Origin of the sequence: Bacillus sp. FSL R5-0585, assembly GCF_038004545.1 — a bacterium.
GTDB classification, from domain to species: domain Bacteria; phylum Bacillota; class Bacilli; order Bacillales; family Bacillaceae_G; genus Bacillus_A; species Bacillus_A cereus.
In genome coordinates this window covers 1,143,569-1,160,547 of the sequence record NZ_JBBORJ010000001.1, presented here as the reverse complement: position 1 = coordinate 1,160,547, position 16,979 = coordinate 1,143,569, and the positions used below count along the sequence as shown (strand labels likewise).

Below are 16,979 nucleotides of genomic sequence, written 5' to 3'. Positions count from 1 at the left end.
CTGATTTCTCCTTCTACTTGAATAGATTACTCTTGCTATACCCATCCTCTTTTTTTATCTTGTAATTAAAGTTACAATCGCAATAACTCCTAGAATCGGTCCCCAATATTCCATTTTTATAAAAAATAATGAGTGCTTTTTGTTAAACATAACTTTTTCACCAGTTTCGGCATCTATATAAACTTTCCCATCTGGCTTATTAATATATTTACCTAAATACCAAGACATAACCCCTGATATAATAAACATTACCGCCATTGGCCAACTATGGTCTTGAAAATATGTAGCGTCCCCCGTTATAGATCCAAAGATAGCCTTACCCAAAAGAGTATTAATAATTACAATAATTGCGACTAAAAAACCCCAACCAGACCAAATAATCATCTATTTCTCCTCCTAAAGCGTACAACTTTGTACTTTATGTTAATTTGAACTGCAAACGAAAATGTTTAAAAAATCGAATATTCAGACGTTAATAATTATATTTAGCTTACATTCGATTCTAACTTTAATGTCCTAAATGCAAATGAACCAGATATAATTTGTAAAATTGTCGGAATAAGTAAAAAGAATAATGACATAAACAACATAACTATAGGAATCACAATCATACAAACTCCATAAACTTTATTATTAACCTTGTTTACTAAACACGATAAAATGAACAATCCTATTTGAACCGTTAAAATAATAGAGTAATAAGCTAAAAGTTCGTAATCAACACCTTCCATAATATTAAACGCTACAACTATTAATATTATGGAAATAATAATTCCCAAAATGCCACCAATTAAACCTAATACAAATTCAGGTGTTCTTTTCAATTCAATCCCCCTTTTTTGAACCACTAACTGCTTGTATATTTTTCCCATTCACCATCATACCAAATATTCATTGGAAAAACTATACATACTTTTCATTCTTCCTTACAGTGACCTTCTTACCATTATAGATAGCTTGTAGCAGTCACAAAATTAAAACCTTCACAATTACTTACTGAATTGTCATATTGAAAATTATAAATTAAAACGATAGAATTATAGGATTTATTTAATTTAACTACTTCCTTAATTCGAGAAAGTATTTTATCATCATATGAACATCCCGTTAATAACATAGAAATGTCATCACTCGCTTCTTCTAACACTTCCTTTTCAATAAAATCTTCATCTACATCAATCATATCAATATTAAAATCAACAAAAAATCTTGCTGGTATAGAGTCTCCTTCTTCATCATACGTAACATCTATATATGTATCCAACTGATCTTGCGTTTGCATATTACCGAACCATATTGAAACCATTCCGTGTACTTCCATTAATAGCTTCCTCCATTATGAATATATATTCTCATTCAGCTTACGCTTTAAAATTCATGATTTTTATAAAAACCATTTCTTCTTTCCTTTCAAACTCCTCTTCATTAACTTCGTATTTAAAAGGAATTTCTACACTATACTTATAATTTTGTTTATTTCTGAAGTTGTTATAGAAAAAGTAAGTTCCCCCTCCAGCTTCTGATATTTGTGCATAAAAATAAAATTTCTCCCATTCTTCTGGAATCATGGCATGAACCGTTTCCGCTATCTCTCTATATAATCGATTCAATTTTATTTCCAATTGAATACCCCCTATTTGATGTTCATCATTCACTTTTTCTATATTATACCACCCTTTTAATTAGCTCTTTATTTCATCTAAAATTCAAACCAAGTTTCGATACCTTTAGAAAGTAGACATACCTCTTAAATACAATTAGTATTAAAATAAGAAATATGAAAGGCTTAAAAAGGCTTTCACATGAAGAAAGGAAGTTGCACAACTATGGATTTTAAAACAGTTATGCAAGAACTTGAATCTCTAGGTAAGGAACGAACGAAAAAAATATACATATCTAACGGTGCGCATGAGCCAGTATTCGGAGTAGCTACAGGTGCTATGAAACCAATCGCTAAAAAAATAAAATTAAATCAAGAGTTAGCTGAAGAGCTTTATGCCACAGGTAACTACGATGCTATGTACTTTGCAGGTATTATTGCCGATCCAAAAGCTATGAGTGAGTCTGATTTTGATCGCTGGATAGACGGGGCATATTTTTATATGCTATCCGATTATGTGGTGGCAGTAACTTTATCAGAGTCAAATATCGCACAAGATGTTGCTGATAAATGGATTGCAAGTGGGGACGAGCTTAAAATGTCTGCCGGCTGGAGTTGCTACTGTTGGCTTTTAGGAAATCGCAAAGACAATGAATTTTCCGAAAGTAAAATTTCCGATATGCTTGAAATGATGAAAGATACAATTCATCATTCTCCAGAACGAACAAAATCCGCTATGAATAATTTCCTAAACACTGTGGCAATCTCATATGTACCACTACATGAAAAAGCAGTCGAGATTGCAAAAGAAGTTGGTATAGTTGAAGTCAAACGTGATAATAAAAAAAGCAGTTTGTTAAATGCTTCTGAAAGTATTCAGAAAGAACTGGATAGAGGAAGACTTGGTTTTAAGCGTAAGTATGTAAGGTGTTAAACAGATTCGTATCTGGGTGTCAATTCGAGAAAGGTTGACACCTTTTTCATTCAGGTTATATATCCCCTGACTTATATTAAAAAATAATATCCTGATAACCTACTTCCATTACCTTTTCATTTAATAAACGAACTCCTACACCATTTTCTATATCCCACGTACAATTAAATGTAATTCCAACCTCTCGTCCTTCCGTAATATCTGCATACGGAACAACAATACCATCTAAACTAATCATCTCTAGTATTTGATCATTTGTTTCAATTAATGGATAATTTTCTTGCACTCCAATATCATATCCTAATTCACATCGCCTTTGTTTGTAATAGTCTAATATAGAATGTAATAAACTTATTTGTACCTCTTCCCAATTTTTTATTAATGATTGATATGCTACATACTGCCCTTCATCAAACACTCCATCTTCTTCACCATCTATCATTAAATCAATCTCAGTTACATTACCTACAAAAGTTACAGGCATACACTTAGCCCAACCATAATTATATTCAAGCTCTCCAAAAACAGAATCGTTCATTGTCATTTATCTGTCACTCCTCTCGTACTTATTACTAAGGTGTCCCTGCTTATTGTTAACTTCCATCAACACTTGAAATACTCTTTCAAAAACATATAAAACGTTGGCCAACTCTCCTTTAATTTTTCACTTAAAAGTAATTCATCTTCACCTTCAAAATTTACTGAGTAAATTTTATCAGTTACACTATCAAGAACCAACGCAGCATTTGCTGTCATTTCCGTTAATACTAAATACTTATTAGGAAATCCATGTTCCTTTCGAGCAATAATTGTGTAATATTCTATATTATTCTCTTCATCTATAATGTCAAGTAATTCATAAGGAACATGCTCATCCCAAAAAGGTCCTGCAAATCGATAATAAAACTCTCTAAATGTATTAGACACTTCTACACCTAACCTATTTATTACTTCATTCACCTGAGCTTTATCTTCCCGTTTATATATATCTTCTTCCAAGACTTCTTCTAAACGATTTGGCAAAGCATGCATTTGTATCCCTCATTTATAAGGTTTATCCATGTATTTATGAAATGAATTTGCAGCTCCCTACAAACTACCTGTACGGCATAGAACCAATAAATTTTACCTCTAAACCATCAAACATATCTTCTCTTTTCGCTTCATTATATTTAAAATCATAAAGAACAATAGCAAAGTTAATATCGTTCGCTAAACTATCTCCATTTATTAGCTTTTTTATTTTAGGAGTAATTCGTTCACTGTAAGAAAAATCACTTAAAATATGTTCAACGTCCCTTTTATTATTCTCATAAAAACAAAATTCAATATTATCTTCATCATAATAACCGAATTCAAAGCTCGTCCCAAAATTTGAATGAACTGAATCACCATCTATCGTGTAATCTATATCGACATACTCCTCAAGATTTTGGAGTGATTTAGAAATTCCAAACCAAACTGAAGCCATTCCACTATATTCCACTTTTCCACGCCCCTCTAGCCGGTCTATAATTCATATAAACATTCTTCACTTTACTATTTTTGTAATCTCAAACTAGAAATCAACTCATTTAAACTGTTCGAAATCTCTATAAACAAACCTCGTTCGAAATCCTCCAATTCGACTTTGCCACTTACATTATTTAAAATAACTAGTAAACCATTTCCTTCTACTCCTATAGGAATCTTATCTAGCTTACGATGATCTTTTTCATATCCTTCTAACTTACCTTCAAAATTCTCCAATTCTATATTTGGTAATACAGCTTCTAAACTAATATAATGGTCACCGATAAACCCATCCAAATCAGCGAACCAATATGAATTAAAATAGTGATAAACTGAATCATGAAACTTAATTGCGAATTGCTCCTCAAGTATTGTTAAATCAGTTTCAATATATTTCTCAACTGGTTTCCATGAAATTTCATCTTCCTCTATTTCACCTTGATATATAACAAAATCAACTTTTTCGTTATATGGTGTTTTAAATAAGAAATTCAAACCTCTATCAAAATATTCTTTTCTTAATTTAAAATATGTACTCATAGCATTCTTCACTATCACCATACTCCTCTTCCATGCACCATACATTTTCTTTTTCACTTTCAATTATTCATATAAGTTCTCAATTTCAATCAACCAAAAAGAATCCTTTTCCATACACTTATCATCAATTTTTTTCAACTCTTCCTTCAACCAACTTATTGTACACTCTGGTATATTATTATCGATAAAGGCATCCTCACCATTAATCTCTACTGCCTTATCGATCATTTTTGAATATACTAATAAACATTCTGCAAATTGATGTATAGAAGAATTCATAAACACTTCTTTATACTCATCACTATTATTTAGAAATACTACATTTTCTTGTTTTTCAATTAGACAAATTGGATCTCCAGAACTAGTTGTTCCTAAAAACCAATATTTTCGAAACTCTTCTGGCATATGAAATACAGTTGCAATAGACCTTACGAAAGACTGAGATGAAGTAAACTCTAAATATGGTGACGGTGTTTCTGGTAAGCCTCCTATAGACAAAAATCGTTTCACTTCATCTGAAAAGTTTTTGTTTATTAATTCTTTTTCATGAAATGTAACGAGTGGGCCATCTTTATTAACATCCCATTTCTCTCGAAAATCCTCTGGCAATATCATTCATTCACCTTCTTGATGTGTTTATATCTTTTTACATTTAGTTGAGCTACTAGTTGTTTTTTTATTTTCCTCCATAAAACATACCATCCATTAAAGCTTTCCATTATAGTAAAAATCACTCCTTAGCAGGGTGCCATAGAATGTTTTATATTCATCGCATATATCGTTTTCTTATACGACTACATATCCATAAAAATACTTTTTACCAATCTTCCATTCTTTCTTTGTTAAAACATCAATATATGACATCAACTCTCTATTTTTTTCATTTGTTATAATCGTATCATATTGAATTGGACATTTGATTCCACTCCAAATTGATAAAACGGAAGGTATAGTAACAACATTATAAGTAGTTCTATCACTTAAAGAACTCATAACTTCCGACACTAACTCCTTTGCCAAGTCTCCAGGAAAAGATAGTCTATTACGATAATAATATTCTTGCGCATCATTATTTTCGATAAAACCAGAATAAGCTTCATTAAATTCTTCTAACGATACTTCATAATACTCGTCCTCAATTCCAAGCATCCATGAAAGTTCATTTCTAATAGCTTTTTCAACAAAGGTATCTTCCCACTCTTCTAGTAATGGTAAAAGATATGGTACTACATGATATGAAAGAGTTTCACCAGCACTTACTACAAAATTATGAACTCCATCCTCTGAAGCACTTGAAAGGAATTTCAAATTATTCGTTTCTAATAAATCATCGTGAGTAGCTACTGAGCAAAATAGTCTAGTACATAAATTCAACACAAGCTCATCTCGAGTACTATTCATAAGTTCGATTAGTAACCCCTTTACAGAGAAATCACCTAGCTTTAACAATTCATTAATTAAGATAAAGCATTCTTTCTCTGTTGCACCATCCCTTAGGTTAGACTTAAGAGTTTCAATTGTATGATTAGAAACTTCTCCATACCAAATATCTTTTTTTAAATGCTCTAAGTCCATCATTCTCTCTCCTTTTATTGCTTCTTACATTTATACGAACCATTTCATATGAATAATATTATTAATCATGTAACTTATTTAAAAACTCCGTAAAATGATTAGCAATATAGAATACATTTTCTCTTGCTCGTTCCTCTGCTGCTTCTTCCGTAATCCCCTCACTTTCCATCAAAGTTTCCTTTTCCCATGCTCCCTCATGTTCCCAAAAAACGACAATTGGATCTTCTTCATGATTTTTATAATCAAAGCAAATTAAATTTCCTGCTGGGTCAAATGCGAATGGAATCAATTCATTTGGCAGAGTAGAAATATACTGGTTATATACTTTAACGATATATTCACTACTATCTACATCATAAGAAAGTAAAGTTCCAAATACCTTTGTTATCGTATCTATTTCAAATTTATAAGGTAATACAGCTGAACCATTATTATTTGTAGCACATTCTACATAGTCACTTGGAAATATATACCCTATCTCTTTTCCCACATAGTTTATATATTCTGCTGAAACTGGCTCATCCGGTACTGGCCATGTTAAGTCATTTCTCATTTAACTTCACATCCTAACAAATCACATCACGTTTATCCGAAATAACTAATTGCATCATCAACCAACCATGCGAGTCGTATGTCTTCTTTTGTAATCGTTTCATTGTTATGTAAGTCTTTCCACGCAATCAAATCAATTGACGCAGTCCACAAAATGTTGTCACCGCCTTTTGATGCACCGATTCCTAATGCCCCTGTGACAGCTGCTATTTCAATCACATTTTCTGAGAATCTATTTTCAAATCTACTTATTTCACTTGATTTACTCTATTTCGAATACATTCCTTTCATCACCCACAGGCATAAGTACTTTGTGAGTTTTCCTGTTTTATTATAATTGGTCATGGTAAAGCCTATATAGAATTATAGCTATAATTCTATATAGGCTTTTTTTCACCTGGAATTTTAAATTTATTTACATCATATTCTTTAATTATATATACTTTTATAGCTTCAAAATCTTTACCAAATGCAAGAGATGGATTTTTTAAGAAATATATTATTTCTTCCTCATCATAAATTCGGGCTTTAATTATTTCTTTGTCCGAGTGAAACGATAAATTGACTCCTTTGTAAAAATATTCGTAGTATCCCTCTTCATCCTGCTCACTCTTATCTTCAAAAGGAATAGATTCAATATGATATATATTCCCATTTACATTTATTGATTTCATACAGCATCACTCTCTTTTTAAGAATATTCATAAGAAATTAAATAGTCTCTGTCAATCATACCAAAAATAAGGGATTTACTTTTAGAATTTATAAAAAATATATAGGATTAAATTACAATCTTTATATTTTTTTCATATTACTTCATTATCTCTGTACAATTGTGTAATGTGTCACAGAAGTAGACATATTGCAATGAGTCGCAGTGAAGTGGAATATCCCTTGAGAATATAAAATAAGAAGATTAATCTAGAAAGACTATCTAGTTCGATTTTCTTTTATTGAATTTTTAATTAATGCATTTTTACCCTTAAAATAATATAATCAACGGGTGGATTATTATTTACATCCTCAAAACTGGTTCTAATTTTAAAGTCAAATTCATTTGTTATATTTTTCAATGAATAAATGTTTGTTCTATCTACACTTGTACGGGGGAGCAATATATCCGAAAACGTAAAACGCATGAAGAATATGTTGCAGAACTATTAGAAAACGCGGGTATGATATGCCGCAGAGGTTTTAGAAGTTCATGGCGATAATATCGAAGTTATAGGAACATACAAAGGCGCTAGAAATACCACAGAACACAAATGTAACTCATGTAAAAATATATGGGAGGCAGCACCAACAAATATTTTAAAAGGAAAGGGAGAGAAACATTATGTCAAAGTTATTACGTGAATTATCTAAACCGGATAGTGAGGCCCTGCGTTCCGAAGCACTAGAACAGTTGAAAGTTACTTCAGGTAAAATTGTTGCTTGTGATCCTCTTATTTTTAATACAAATCACTTCGAACAAACAATTCAGCCAGGTACATATCCAATTGTTGCTTGGTGGCATAAGGAAGATGGAGTCATTGCTGGTGCCGAATTGAAATTGTCGGAGTCAAAAGCGGTAAGATGGAAGATGGCAACAAAACCAGGACAAAATGTCAGTGAACTGGAAGACGGATATATTTTTGGTTACCCAGTTGATACAGGCTTAGGGTGCTTTGCAGATGTTGAAGCAATTGGTAAGTTAGAAGAAATAGAAGATAGGTTACAACAAGAACTAGGAGAAGAATTTACTAGTTTGTATGATGATCTTATAGATGACATACTAACAGAACATGATGAAGATTGGGGAAATTGCGTGGTGTGTGAGGAAACAGGAAGTAATATCATCATATTCCGTTCAGGTTATGGAGATGGATTTTATCCTTCCTATTGGGGAATTGATGAAGCAGGAAAAATCGTTTCACTTGTTACTGATTTTCAAGTGCTACATGAGGAAAATTGAGGACAACATCAATAATGATATAAGAGTAAATATTTTTTCTTTTACAGCGTCAAATATTCCTCGTCTAATATTTGTATATAACTCGTAGAATAATCTCCTTATATACTACTGGTTCTAATAAATAGGGTTATATTCTTAAGTGAATATAACCCGTCATTTTATCATGATAGAGGTGAACTTCAGACACTCTACGCTCCGAAATTACTTTTTCTACGATTTCCTGGCGATTATATTCTACCTGCACCGTTTCACAGTTTCCCCAATGAGTAGGAGCGGATTTTTCGTTTGACTCAAATACATCTAGAAGACGATTCAATATCTCTTCCTCGTTAAATGCTACAGTCGGATACATTGCGATTGTAAAATAATTCAGTTTCATTTTTTTGTTCTACAATATTCCCTTGTTCATCATATTTTTTAAAAGTCATTTCACGTCCCGCAATACATTCAGACTCATGCTTCTTCATTCCGTTTTGAAAAAATTCAACATGGTAGCCTTCAACCGTGCTTCTATTCATATTGCTGATTCTTTTTATATTTCCATTCATATACAACTCCACATACTCTCCTTGTTTAACACCATTTTCTACATAGAAATAACATTCTATATTTCCATTCTCATAAACATCATAAGCTAAGCCAGTAAACAATTTTTCTTTACCATCATCTGCACACTCTACTATTCCTAGCCCATAAGGTCCCCCATATTCTAAACACTCTTCAAACTCAAGGCTATTCTGTATTATATACTCCTTCGTTAACACACCATTTAACATTTTCAATCCTCCTTTACAATATTAGCTAATGGTTAAGCTCTGTTTATCTGTTTATGTAAAAGTAAGTTTTTATCGTAATACACTTCTATTTTTATTGTGTAATTTCTATATACAACGAGCGGGATTTTCTAATATTTTTTTATAACGTATATATCCATCAATATATAATTTTAACTTTTAAATAAATATTTTTTCTAATTTTTAAATTCACTCCTCAATTGCCTAATGAACTAATAAATCCCCTTAGTTATTTTTCATTTTGCACAGTATGTATTAATTACGCACAAATAAAAAAACTACAGTCTAAAAGTATATCACTGTAGATTCTTACATTTACTCTTCTTGATAATGCACTATATCATAGGGATAATGTGGTGTCTCTTTCAAAACTGCATTATCTTAAGTCTATTTATAGTACTTAATGCATCTTTCTTGGAAAGGGATTCTATCATCAAACAGCACTTCTTCTTGCAGAAACTTTATTATATCCTCTATTTTCGCAATGAATAATGCGAAAAAATCGCCCGAATTAGGATATGAAAATAGTCCATACCCCTTTGGTGACAGTATTTTGTTGACCTCCTGGATCTTTTCCGGTAAAAATTCATAATTAAATGCTTCTAATTTCTCGAGTTCTTCTTGTGTCGCTAATTCAATTTGGTGGGCAAATTCATAATCAAGAATAAAATTTACAATTTCTTGGTATTGCTCACCTTTATAGTCAACGTATAAAAACTGTTTCGTCGTCAATCCATATTTTAATAGGTCTTCATGTAAGTCATAACTTCCTTGCTCCTTCAAAAACGTTTCCAAATCCTTGCTATCAGGAAATATAATCTGCGCTATTTCTTGATTAGGCATATTAGCTTCCTCCCTTTTATTGAAATAATTCTCCATGCTTGTTAGGAATATATTCCGGGTAGTTTTTACGATAAAATTGATCAATCATCTGAAGCACAGGGTCCCACTCAGGGTATGGCTCACGTTCTCCAAATACCATTTTCGCTTCTGGAGTATTCATCAGAAAATTATCGAATTGAGTAGGTACTGGCAATCCTAGTTTTTTTCTTACATGGATCAAGAACAAGATTTCATAAGGATAAAATCCGAATCCAAAATCACCAAATTCACCTAGCTGTCCGATTTCAGAAGCTAATGCAGAATGATACTGAGACATGATCGAAATTAGATGTTCTATTTCTTCTAAATCACCAGTCGACCAACGTTCCAGCACTTCATCATAAATGTTTAGGTCTTCAGGGATTAAGTCACATCGCAGTTCAGCTTCCTTAAACTTATTAATCACGGCTAGATGCAATTTTTCATTCGTTCCCATGATGGTTTTATTTTTATACTGCAAGTACAGCTCTAACAAAAACCAAATATATCTATCCTCTTCATTGGCATCTATTAAATGTCCACCGAAGTGATGAGCCATAAAATCATATAATATATTTTCTTCTTTCTCCCATCCATACATTGCAAAATGAACTAATGTGAGGACGACTTCGCTAAACGAATATCCCAAGATCATTCTTGGATACCTTATTGTATAGAGATCCTGTCCCATGCATTGGTAAAATAAGACCTTCTGCATGTTTTTTAATCCTTCTGCATTGTTTCCACCGCTGATCAATACATCGTTTTTCCATAGTGACAAGTGATATGAAGAAATTTTGCTTAGATTTATTAATAGTATGTGATCTTTCTCTGTTTCATTTTGCTCAATAATCTTCTCAATCTTTCTTCTACTGACATTATATTTATCTTTAACATCTTCAAATTTGATTCCATCCACAAAATTTTTGCTATATCTTTTAAAAGCCATTTCTAACTTTTTTTGATTCATAACTGCATCCCTCCTATGAATACATCTATTTTCTTCTTTAGCCTTTCCCCTTAATTCACTCTCACCTTCAACGAGCTCATATATTTCTATACAATTTGTATTATCTATTCATTCATATAACTTATCACCAGACACACTTTTCTGTTCAATCCAAACCTCGCATTTACACAGTGCATCTCTTTCAGTAAATTAAAGCAATAGAAACTATCTTTAGTTTTTTCTTCTTCTCTTATTTTTTACCACAACTGTTTGCTAAGTGAACATGTTCATTAAAAATGTTGTTGTTAATTTGTTTTTCATATTTCTTTAATTCTTCATTGATTTTACTGCCAGTTTTACTTTCAAAACTTTTCTCTAATTCTGCTGCTATATCTCTTAGACTTGTTTGTAATTCATGAAATGCCCCTATGTTTTTTTGAAGAGCATATGTATCTTCTTTTATAATGTCTATTGATTTAAACCCTACTTCTGTTTTTAACACCATACGCTGCATTTCTCTTTCAATCTGTTTTTTAGCAGCTTGTAACTCCTCAACAACCTGATCTGCTAAATCTACTGTAACACTTTCGATTTGCTTTTCTATCTTTTTAATTTCCCCCATAAAATCCATCATATAATTATCTCCTTATCTAAACTGAAAATTCCCCGCTAATTGATTATCTTTATCCCTAAGTGAATTTGCTGCATCACTAATTTTGTCCCCAAATCTACTTAAACTTTTTTGTTCTTTTCTTAAAAGATGAATTAATTCTTCTGCCATGTGTACATCGTGAAAATAGTCATTTCCACCTTCTTTCGTTTTGGCAATTCGTGAGATGGCTTCATCTATTTCATATGCTTCTAATAGATGATATTTCCCACCTGGCCCTGTTTCATATTTTAATTGACTTTTCAACTTTTGAACCGCTTCAGCTTCTCTTCTTTGAAACTCTTCTATTTTTTTTGCTATATCTGATAATCGATTACTGAGCATTTGAATTTTTTGTGCTTGTCTTATAATATCTTCAGGTTCTAATTTTAATATTGGACTTCCATTTGAATGAAATGCTCCTCTAAATGTATCTCTACCGTGTCCTTCCATAGTTAAACGTGTAAAAAAATCTTCTTTTGTATCATTCTGTCTCACTGTAAATTGCTTACCAATTAGAGGCGCACCGAATTGAGTATGGTTACCAATTGGATCATTCTCATGTGTATAATCCGTAGCTTTGTTTTCCATTTCCCCTCTATCTACTCGTTTTTTTGCTTCAGGACTTAGCAAACGATAAGGATTTGGTGCAGCCCATGTAGTTGCATAAAAATTCCGTTCCGAAGCAACATAATCAGCTTCTGCGCCTCCTTTACTATGCCCTGTAGCATGCACATAAGTTGGCTGATATGTTTCATTTACTTTATCTACCCATTCCAATCCGGTATTAAAAGATGTTGCAAAATCTGGTTTTACTGTTTGACTATTACTTGGAGTAATTACTTTAGAACGTGTTTTAATTCCAAACGTAATTTGATCGATATCTGTTTCGAAATCTGCTAATTGCTTAGGCTCTGTTCCACGAAATGCAAATACTATAGTTTCATAGTGAGTTTTATTCTCTTTATAATCATTTTTCGGCACCACTGCAATAGCTTGTAATCCATTTTTCACTTTTTGACAATCTGCATCTATTGATTCTATAACTACCCATCTTTTATTATGTCCTTTTATTTCTGCTCCTTTATGTAAAGTTCGATCATCATAAACGGCATCTGATAAATCGAAATAATCTTCCTCTGTCGCAATTGCATTCTTTTTAAATTCACTCATATGTTTCAACTCATTTCATGGTATATTTTAACTATATTGAAATATAAGGGGATTTTTTATGAAGAAAAAATTGGTAATTATTTTATCCATTATTTGTATTATAGCAGGAGGGTATTTTACAATGGAATACTTAAAACATAAAGAAAAAAAAGAAATTTTTTGGAAAGTACAAGAGGCAAGAGTAACGAAGTATATTCATTATAATGTTAAAGATGTTAAATCTATTACATTTACAGAACGTGAAACTAGTCCTATGGGAATTCCTAGACTAAAAGGGTATATAAATAATAACCAACAATTAGATTTTGTAGCTCGTATTAGTACGACAGAGAATTTCGAAGATAAATTTGACTGTTCCGGGGAATTAGGAAAACTTATAAAAGACCCTGAAAAATCCGTATCCGAAATTGAAAAGGAAGAGAAGGAAGAGAAAGAAAAGAAGTAAGAATAGTCTCTGCACTACTCTTGTCTTCCCTATCCCATTTTAAGAAGAATGTAATGGTAAGTTTTTTATAAGGGGATTTTCTAATGAAGAAAGTAGTTATTTTGATTGTATCTGCTTTGGTGCTCATAGCAGGAGGATTTTTCACTTTGGAATACTTAAAACATAAAGAACAAGAAGAAATTTTTTGGAAGGCACAAAAGGCACGTGTAGAAAAGTATATTCGTTATAATATTCAGGATGTAAAATCTATTACATTTATAGAACATAAAATAAGTCCAATGGGAATTCCTTCTATAGAAGGATATATAAATGATGATAAAGATCTATGGTTTGATGCTAGTATCAGTACTACAGAAAACTTCGAAGATAAATTTTCACGTTCTGGAGAACTGGGAAAACTTATAAAAGACCCTGAAAAATCCGTTTCCGAAATTGAAAAGGAAGAAAAGAAAAAAATCCAAGAGTAGTCTTTACGATTACTCTTTTGTTTTCCTATAAAAAATAAAACAAAAGTTGATTATTTGTAATATAGTAATAGCTATTTAACTATCTATAAGATAATTTTTTTATATTTGATAACCATATGCCTATCAATCCCATTATTTTAGTCTTATTTTTTTTCCAATCTTTATTATCTCTCATCTATCTTACGTTTTATATATGCAGCGATTTCTATTCCCTTGTTTAGCTATGTCTCTTACATTGGCAGAAACATGAATTATTCAACCGAAGATTTATAATCACTCTTTACATTTTTTAACCCTTCTATTACATTATTTATTCTTATCGATAAATCTTTTATTTCCTCTACTGTCAATTCACCTTCTGCCTCTTGAAGATTAAACATACTTAGCCTCTTTGTTATACCTTTAATACGTCCAACAAAAACCATATGATGATTGACTGCTATTTCTCCTATGGCAGTATCAACGATAACATCTTCAATCTTTCCTACATTATTAAATTCATCCGCTAGTTTTGCTATAGCATATCGATACCCTCTCTCTTCATACGCCTCCCGAATTGCATGAAATAATTCATTATACTCCCAATCTTTCATACATCCTCCCTCAAAAAAAAATCCCCACGCTTATGTGAAAATAATCTTTCAACACAAATATGAGGACTTCCTTATTTCATTACTATACTTTACACATTTTATTCGTTAGAATCTTCGTCTTTCAATTTATATACTCTATCTCTTTTCTCATCACTTTTGACAAAAATAAACTTTTCTTCTTTAACAAACCCTTCTAATAGTAAGCATACTTGCCCATATGCTTTAGGCTTATTCGTTGTGAATCTCTCATCTGATATTTTACCAGCTCGTATTAATTGTTCACATAACTCAAGTGCACTTATTTCTTCAGAATTAATTAATTCTAAAATATCCTTTTGTAGGGGCGATAAAGGTACGGGAATCTCAGCTACCTCCACCTTTTCTCGTTTGTTTTCTTCTTCAAATAAATCTTCGAATGAAATTTGATTCATACTTCTTTTCCTTTCTAACGATTGATTTGTATAACATGAACTGAATCCTATAGCGTATGTATTATTATGTTACCTTTTTTCATAAATCCCAAACTCATGTACATCGTTTCATATAGTATATTTTGATTATACCAAATATACGTTCTGTTTTCTATTGTAGAATTCGTTATAATAGGAATGAAAGTAATTATGAACATTTTTCTCGTTGTTAGTTGTATCCCTTCTGTAAAAAAATAGAAATAAAATCTATAAATTTGTATAATAAAATAAGAAGAGTAAAATTTTATTATAGAAAGGTTCTGGTAATATGTTAGGTATTCATGTTGAAAAAACAAAAGATGAACTAATTATTTCATGGCAATTCTCTAAAATTCATATTCCATTATGTGAAATCACTGAGGTAACGGAAGATAATACATATGCTGGTGTTGAAGAAAAAAGCGCAATCCGAATTGGAACAGCATATGGTACAACTGATCGTATTTTAATTAAGACAATAAAGCAAAATTATTTACTATTCACTACTAATAGAGTATCCATTTTAAATAAAATAAAAGCTTAATTGTTTTTCTTCCTATATTTAAACGTTAAACACTTTCATTCTATTATAGGAAACGCTACAAAAGGTTCGTTGATTACTCCTGCTCCTAATTCGGAAGCATATGGTGAAACTATATAACACAAACACCCTAGCTCTTCGCTAGGGTGTTCTTAGTTTTATCTATAATACAGTATTTCTACACTTTTTATTTATTTTTATGAACTCCTTGTAATTGACTAAGAACCTCATTGGCAGTCCTCTCAACTCTTTTAGGGTTATCAGCAATAATTTCATTAAGTAAATTAATTATCGTTAGTTGTATATCATGATTCATTCCTACAAGTACTTTAGCATACTCACTTCTATATAAATCACTATTTAAAATTCTTTTGTTTAGTAGCATTGCCCACTCTTTTGCACTTTCAACCATTGCAAGAATTATATTTTGCTTTTTATAAAAACTTCCACCTTATTTTTCCTCTATCACTATCTGTTAGTTAATTCTTTGGCAATCATTTCAGCTTTATGTAATTCTTCTAATAATGTATGTGGATAATCATTGTGACTGTCCATATATGCACGTACGCCACCCACAATGGTTATTCCCTTAATATCCTCGTTATTCTCTAATATTTCTAACGCTTTCTTATATCTTTTATATATTAATTGTAAAATACCACTATTAATATCTTTCACATAGTCTTTCTCCAACTTATGTATCACGACTTTTACTTGTTGAATTAACTGCCTTTTCTTGTTCACTATGTCCTCCTAATTCTTTAATTCTAATAGTATATATATTACATAATCTTTTTACATTGATTATTAAACTAATTAGATTTAAGTATGAGATCAAATTGTATATTCCCATATTGTCATTCATACAAATTCACCTCTGAAAGATACTCATAATTATAGCCAACTTTACAATTACCATCTATCATCAATAGATATTCTATATTGATAAACTCCAACAAATTCTAATTCGTTACTTTTAAATTTAACCTTTCTTTCCTTAGCATTGTATTCCATATTGTATATTAAAATGGCTGCGTTCAATTTCTTTTCACAGTTTGTATAATTAAATTGTTGAATAAGTTGATCAATGTAAGAAAAATCTTTCAATAAATCCTTTATATTATTTTTTGATTGACTAACCCATTCCTTTTCAACTAAATCGCGGTCGTAATAAATCAAATTAAAGTCCTTTTCAAAATTAGAAGATATACTATCTCCATCTTCTGTATACTCAGTATTTGTATAATTCAAAAATTCATCCTTACTCTCAAAATTTCCAACCCATATGGATACTTTCTCTTTCATCATTCTACTACCTTTCAATTCACATATTCTATTATAGATAAATTACCAAACCATTTGTTAAACTCTCTGTTCCTCATTAGTAGTAC

Annotated in this window: 27 protein-coding genes and 2 pseudogenes; 5 read left to right on the top strand and 24 right to left on the bottom strand. The window is 31.2% G+C overall.

Annotated elements, in window-relative coordinates; all coding sequences use genetic code 11:
- Positions 1-54: 54 nt before the first annotated feature.
- The 4 genes from MKY38_RS06145 to MKY38_RS06130 form a co-directional block, all read right to left on the bottom strand.
- Positions 55-384 carry a hypothetical protein gene (locus MKY38_RS06145; RefSeq protein WP_000587853.1) on the bottom strand — a complete coding sequence of 110 codons (330 nt, stop codon included), beginning with the start codon at positions 382-384 and terminating at the stop codon, positions 55-57.
- Positions 385-485: 101 nt separating this feature from the next.
- Positions 486-824, bottom strand: coding sequence for a DUF4064 domain-containing protein (locus tag MKY38_RS06140; RefSeq protein ID WP_000831724.1), 339 nt, complete (start codon positions 822-824; stop codon positions 486-488).
- Between the two features lie 122 nt (positions 825-946).
- Positions 947-1,321 (bottom strand): immunity 22 family protein, encoded by a 375-nt coding sequence (locus tag MKY38_RS06135; protein ID WP_000451794.1) that lies wholly within the window; start codon positions 1,319-1,321, stop codon positions 947-949.
- Positions 1,322-1,361: 40 nt separating this feature from the next.
- On the bottom strand, positions 1,362-1,622 hold the full coding sequence (locus MKY38_RS06130; protein ID WP_341048396.1) for an immunity protein YezG family protein: 261 nt from the start codon (positions 1,620-1,622) through the stop codon (positions 1,362-1,364).
- Positions 1,623-1,826: 204 nt separating this feature from the next.
- On the opposite strand from MKY38_RS06130, the gene MKY38_RS06125 reads away from it, so the two are divergent.
- A complete protein-coding gene (locus tag MKY38_RS06125; protein ID WP_114556085.1) occupies positions 1,827-2,534 on the top strand; it encodes a DNA alkylation repair protein in 708 nt (235 codons plus the stop codon).
- A gap of 76 nt (positions 2,535-2,610) precedes the next feature.
- Here MKY38_RS06125 and MKY38_RS06120 read toward each other — a convergent pair whose 3' ends face one another.
- From MKY38_RS06120 to MKY38_RS06080, 9 genes and pseudogenes are all read right to left on the bottom strand, one after another.
- The gene (locus MKY38_RS06120) at positions 2,611-3,078 is read right to left on the bottom strand and encodes a DUF6985 domain-containing protein (RefSeq protein ID WP_016118261.1); all 468 of its coding nucleotides are present in this window, start codon (positions 3,076-3,078) and stop codon (positions 2,611-2,613) included.
- Positions 3,079-3,137: 59 nt separating this feature from the next.
- Positions 3,138-3,566, bottom strand: coding sequence for an SMI1/KNR4 family protein (locus MKY38_RS06115; RefSeq protein WP_065224271.1), 429 nt, complete (start codon positions 3,564-3,566; stop codon positions 3,138-3,140).
- A 64-nt stretch (positions 3,567-3,630) separates the two neighbouring features.
- Entirely contained in the window at positions 3,631-4,020 is a 390-nt protein-coding gene (locus MKY38_RS06110) for an immunity 22 family protein (protein ID WP_065224270.1), read from the bottom strand.
- Between the two features lie 53 nt (positions 4,021-4,073).
- Positions 4,074-4,586: a SecY-interacting protein Syd gene (locus tag MKY38_RS06105; RefSeq protein ID WP_170965438.1), complete on the bottom strand. Its 513-nt coding sequence runs from the start codon at positions 4,584-4,586 to the stop codon at positions 4,074-4,076.
- A 63-nt stretch (positions 4,587-4,649) separates the two neighbouring features.
- Positions 4,650-5,201 carry an SUKH-4 family immunity protein gene (locus tag MKY38_RS06100; RefSeq protein ID WP_065224268.1) on the bottom strand — a complete coding sequence of 184 codons (552 nt, stop codon included), beginning with the start codon at positions 5,199-5,201 and terminating at the stop codon, positions 4,650-4,652.
- A 171-nt stretch (positions 5,202-5,372) separates the two neighbouring features.
- A complete protein-coding gene (gene imm47, locus MKY38_RS06095) occupies positions 5,373-6,161 on the bottom strand; it encodes an Imm47 family immunity protein (RefSeq protein ID WP_065224267.1) in 789 nt (262 codons plus the stop codon).
- Between the two features lie 61 nt (positions 6,162-6,222).
- Positions 6,223-6,714 (bottom strand): SMI1/KNR4 family protein, encoded by a 492-nt coding sequence (locus MKY38_RS06090; RefSeq protein WP_065224266.1) that lies wholly within the window; start codon positions 6,712-6,714, stop codon positions 6,223-6,225.
- A gap of 50 nt (positions 6,715-6,764) precedes the next feature.
- Positions 6,765-6,965, bottom strand: a pseudogene (locus MKY38_RS06085) (DUF7021 domain-containing protein); the annotation flags it as partial.
- A 125-nt stretch (positions 6,966-7,090) separates the two neighbouring features.
- Positions 7,091-7,387 carry a hypothetical protein gene (locus MKY38_RS06080; RefSeq protein ID WP_002181372.1) on the bottom strand — a complete coding sequence of 99 codons (297 nt, stop codon included), beginning with the start codon at positions 7,385-7,387 and terminating at the stop codon, positions 7,091-7,093.
- Positions 7,388-8,049: 662 nt separating this feature from the next.
- Between MKY38_RS06080 and MKY38_RS06075 the strand changes: the two genes are divergently transcribed.
- Positions 8,050-8,667: a DUF4241 domain-containing protein gene (locus MKY38_RS06075; RefSeq protein ID WP_000040620.1), complete on the top strand. Its 618-nt coding sequence runs from the start codon at positions 8,050-8,052 to the stop codon at positions 8,665-8,667.
- 127 nt (positions 8,668-8,794) lie between these two features.
- Here MKY38_RS06075 and MKY38_RS06070 read toward each other — a convergent pair whose 3' ends face one another.
- From MKY38_RS06070 to MKY38_RS06045, 6 genes are all read right to left on the bottom strand, one after another.
- Entirely contained in the window at positions 8,795-9,046 is a 252-nt protein-coding gene (locus tag MKY38_RS06070) for a hypothetical protein (RefSeq protein WP_196477566.1), read from the bottom strand.
- Positions 8,997-9,443 (bottom strand): toxin-antitoxin system YwqK family antitoxin, encoded by a 447-nt coding sequence (locus MKY38_RS06065; RefSeq protein WP_086408869.1) that lies wholly within the window; start codon positions 9,441-9,443, stop codon positions 8,997-8,999. Before MKY38_RS06065 ends, MKY38_RS06070 begins: the two co-directional genes overlap by 50 nt.
- Before the next feature lie 405 nt (positions 9,444-9,848).
- On the bottom strand, positions 9,849-10,304 hold the full coding sequence (locus tag MKY38_RS06060) for a hypothetical protein (RefSeq protein WP_001133582.1): 456 nt from the start codon (positions 10,302-10,304) through the stop codon (positions 9,849-9,851).
- Positions 10,305-10,320: 16 nt separating this feature from the next.
- Positions 10,321-11,292 carry a hypothetical protein gene (locus tag MKY38_RS06055; protein ID WP_199697721.1) on the bottom strand — a complete coding sequence of 324 codons (972 nt, stop codon included), beginning with the start codon at positions 11,290-11,292 and terminating at the stop codon, positions 10,321-10,323.
- Between the two features lie 229 nt (positions 11,293-11,521).
- Entirely contained in the window at positions 11,522-11,905 is a 384-nt protein-coding gene (locus MKY38_RS06050; RefSeq protein WP_070180312.1) for a hypothetical protein, read from the bottom strand.
- 12 nt (positions 11,906-11,917) lie between these two features.
- The gene (locus MKY38_RS06045; RefSeq protein WP_341048383.1) at positions 11,918-13,093 is read right to left on the bottom strand and encodes a cytoplasmic protein; all 1,176 of its coding nucleotides are present in this window, start codon (positions 13,091-13,093) and stop codon (positions 11,918-11,920) included.
- A gap of 58 nt (positions 13,094-13,151) precedes the next feature.
- Here MKY38_RS06045 and MKY38_RS06040 point away from each other — a divergent pair, with 58 nt between their 5' ends.
- Positions 13,152-13,538, top strand: a complete 387-nt coding sequence (locus tag MKY38_RS06040; protein WP_070180314.1) for a DUF1433 domain-containing protein — start codon at positions 13,152-13,154, stop codon at positions 13,536-13,538.
- Between the two features lie 83 nt (positions 13,539-13,621).
- A complete protein-coding gene (locus MKY38_RS06035; RefSeq protein ID WP_016124882.1) occupies positions 13,622-14,005 on the top strand; it encodes a DUF1433 domain-containing protein in 384 nt (127 codons plus the stop codon).
- A gap of 251 nt (positions 14,006-14,256) precedes the next feature.
- Here MKY38_RS06035 and MKY38_RS06030 read toward each other — a convergent pair whose 3' ends face one another.
- Together MKY38_RS06030 and MKY38_RS06025 are read right to left on the bottom strand one after the other, a co-directional pair.
- The gene (locus MKY38_RS06030; RefSeq protein WP_070180315.1) at positions 14,257-14,598 is read right to left on the bottom strand and encodes an Imm3 family immunity protein; all 342 of its coding nucleotides are present in this window, start codon (positions 14,596-14,598) and stop codon (positions 14,257-14,259) included.
- 98 nt (positions 14,599-14,696) lie between these two features.
- Positions 14,697-15,029 (bottom strand): DUF3895 domain-containing protein, encoded by a 333-nt coding sequence (locus tag MKY38_RS06025; RefSeq protein WP_199697725.1) that lies wholly within the window; start codon positions 15,027-15,029, stop codon positions 14,697-14,699.
- Positions 15,030-15,336: 307 nt separating this feature from the next.
- Between MKY38_RS06025 and MKY38_RS06020 the strand changes: the two genes are divergently transcribed.
- Positions 15,337-15,591 (top strand): SunI/YnzG family protein, encoded by a 255-nt coding sequence (locus MKY38_RS06020; RefSeq protein ID WP_046945780.1) that lies wholly within the window; start codon positions 15,337-15,339, stop codon positions 15,589-15,591.
- Between the two features lie 184 nt (positions 15,592-15,775).
- Here MKY38_RS06020 and MKY38_RS06015 read toward each other — a convergent pair.
- The 3 genes and pseudogenes from MKY38_RS06015 to MKY38_RS06005 all read right to left on the bottom strand — a co-directional run.
- Positions 15,776-16,000, bottom strand: a pseudogene (locus tag MKY38_RS06015) (Imm30 family immunity protein); the annotation flags it as partial.
- Positions 16,001-16,056: 56 nt separating this feature from the next.
- Positions 16,057-16,332 (bottom strand): hypothetical protein, encoded by a 276-nt coding sequence (locus MKY38_RS06010; protein ID WP_199697726.1) that lies wholly within the window; start codon positions 16,330-16,332, stop codon positions 16,057-16,059.
- Positions 16,333-16,500: 168 nt separating this feature from the next.
- A complete protein-coding gene (locus MKY38_RS06005) occupies positions 16,501-16,893 on the bottom strand; it encodes an immunity 22 family protein (RefSeq protein WP_033694081.1) in 393 nt (130 codons plus the stop codon).
- Positions 16,894-16,979: the final 86 nt, after the last annotated feature.

Excerpts from the sequence above, each read along its gene's own strand:
- MKY38_RS06070 (WP_196477566.1), bottom strand. The coding sequence starts at position 9,046 with ATGAAACTGAATTATTTTACAATCGCAATGTATCCGACTGTAGCATTT.
- MKY38_RS06145 (WP_000587853.1), bottom strand. The coding sequence starts at position 384 with ATGATTATTTGGTCTGGTTGGGGTTTTTTAGTCGCAATTATTGTAATT.
- MKY38_RS06100 (WP_065224268.1), bottom strand. The coding sequence starts at position 5,201 with ATGATATTGCCAGAGGATTTTCGAGAGAAATGGGATGTTAATAAAGAT.
- MKY38_RS06125 (WP_114556085.1), top strand. The coding sequence starts at position 1,827 with ATGGATTTTAAAACAGTTATGCAAGAACTTGAATCTCTAGGTAAGGAA.
- MKY38_RS06105 (WP_170965438.1), bottom strand. The coding sequence starts at position 4,586 with ATGAGTACATATTTTAAATTAAGAAAAGAATATTTTGATAGAGGTTTG.
- MKY38_RS06025 (WP_199697725.1), bottom strand. The coding sequence starts at position 15,029 with ATGAATCAAATTTCATTCGAAGATTTATTTGAAGAAGAAAACAAACGA.
- MKY38_RS06005 (WP_033694081.1), bottom strand. The coding sequence starts at position 16,893 with ATGAAAGAGAAAGTATCCATATGGGTTGGAAATTTTGAGAGTAAGGAT.
- MKY38_RS06045 (WP_341048383.1), bottom strand. The coding sequence starts at position 13,093 with ATGAGTGAATTTAAAAAGAATGCAATTGCGACAGAGGAAGATTATTTC.
- MKY38_RS06020 (WP_046945780.1), top strand. The coding sequence starts at position 15,337 with ATGTTAGGTATTCATGTTGAAAAAACAAAAGATGAACTAATTATTTCA.
- MKY38_RS06055 (WP_199697721.1), bottom strand. The coding sequence starts at position 11,292 with ATGAATCAAAAAAAGTTAGAAATGGCTTTTAAAAGATATAGCAAAAAT.
- MKY38_RS06035 (WP_016124882.1), top strand. The coding sequence starts at position 13,622 with ATGAAGAAAGTAGTTATTTTGATTGTATCTGCTTTGGTGCTCATAGCA.
- MKY38_RS06050 (WP_070180312.1), bottom strand. The coding sequence starts at position 11,905 with ATGATGGATTTTATGGGGGAAATTAAAAAGATAGAAAAGCAAATCGAA.
- MKY38_RS06135 (WP_000451794.1), bottom strand. The coding sequence starts at position 1,321 with ATGGAAGTACACGGAATGGTTTCAATATGGTTCGGTAATATGCAAACG.
- MKY38_RS06120 (WP_016118261.1), bottom strand. The coding sequence starts at position 3,078 with ATGACAATGAACGATTCTGTTTTTGGAGAGCTTGAATATAATTATGGT.
- MKY38_RS06030 (WP_070180315.1), bottom strand. The coding sequence starts at position 14,598 with ATGAAAGATTGGGAGTATAATGAATTATTTCATGCAATTCGGGAGGCG.
- MKY38_RS06080 (WP_002181372.1), bottom strand. The coding sequence starts at position 7,387 with ATGAAATCAATAAATGTAAATGGGAATATATATCATATTGAATCTATT.
- MKY38_RS06115 (WP_065224271.1), bottom strand. The coding sequence starts at position 3,566 with ATGCATGCTTTGCCAAATCGTTTAGAAGAAGTCTTGGAAGAAGATATA.
- MKY38_RS06075 (WP_000040620.1), top strand. The coding sequence starts at position 8,050 with ATGTCAAAGTTATTACGTGAATTATCTAAACCGGATAGTGAGGCCCTG.
- imm47 (WP_065224267.1), bottom strand. The coding sequence starts at position 6,161 with ATGGACTTAGAGCATTTAAAAAAAGATATTTGGTATGGAGAAGTTTCT.
- MKY38_RS06065 (WP_086408869.1), bottom strand. The coding sequence starts at position 9,443 with ATGTTAAATGGTGTGTTAACGAAGGAGTATATAATACAGAATAGCCTT.
- MKY38_RS06040 (WP_070180314.1), top strand. The coding sequence starts at position 13,152 with ATGAAGAAAAAATTGGTAATTATTTTATCCATTATTTGTATTATAGCA.
- MKY38_RS06060 (WP_001133582.1), bottom strand. The coding sequence starts at position 10,304 with ATGCCTAATCAAGAAATAGCGCAGATTATATTTCCTGATAGCAAGGAT.
- MKY38_RS06090 (WP_065224266.1), bottom strand. The coding sequence starts at position 6,714 with ATGAGAAATGACTTAACATGGCCAGTACCGGATGAGCCAGTTTCAGCA.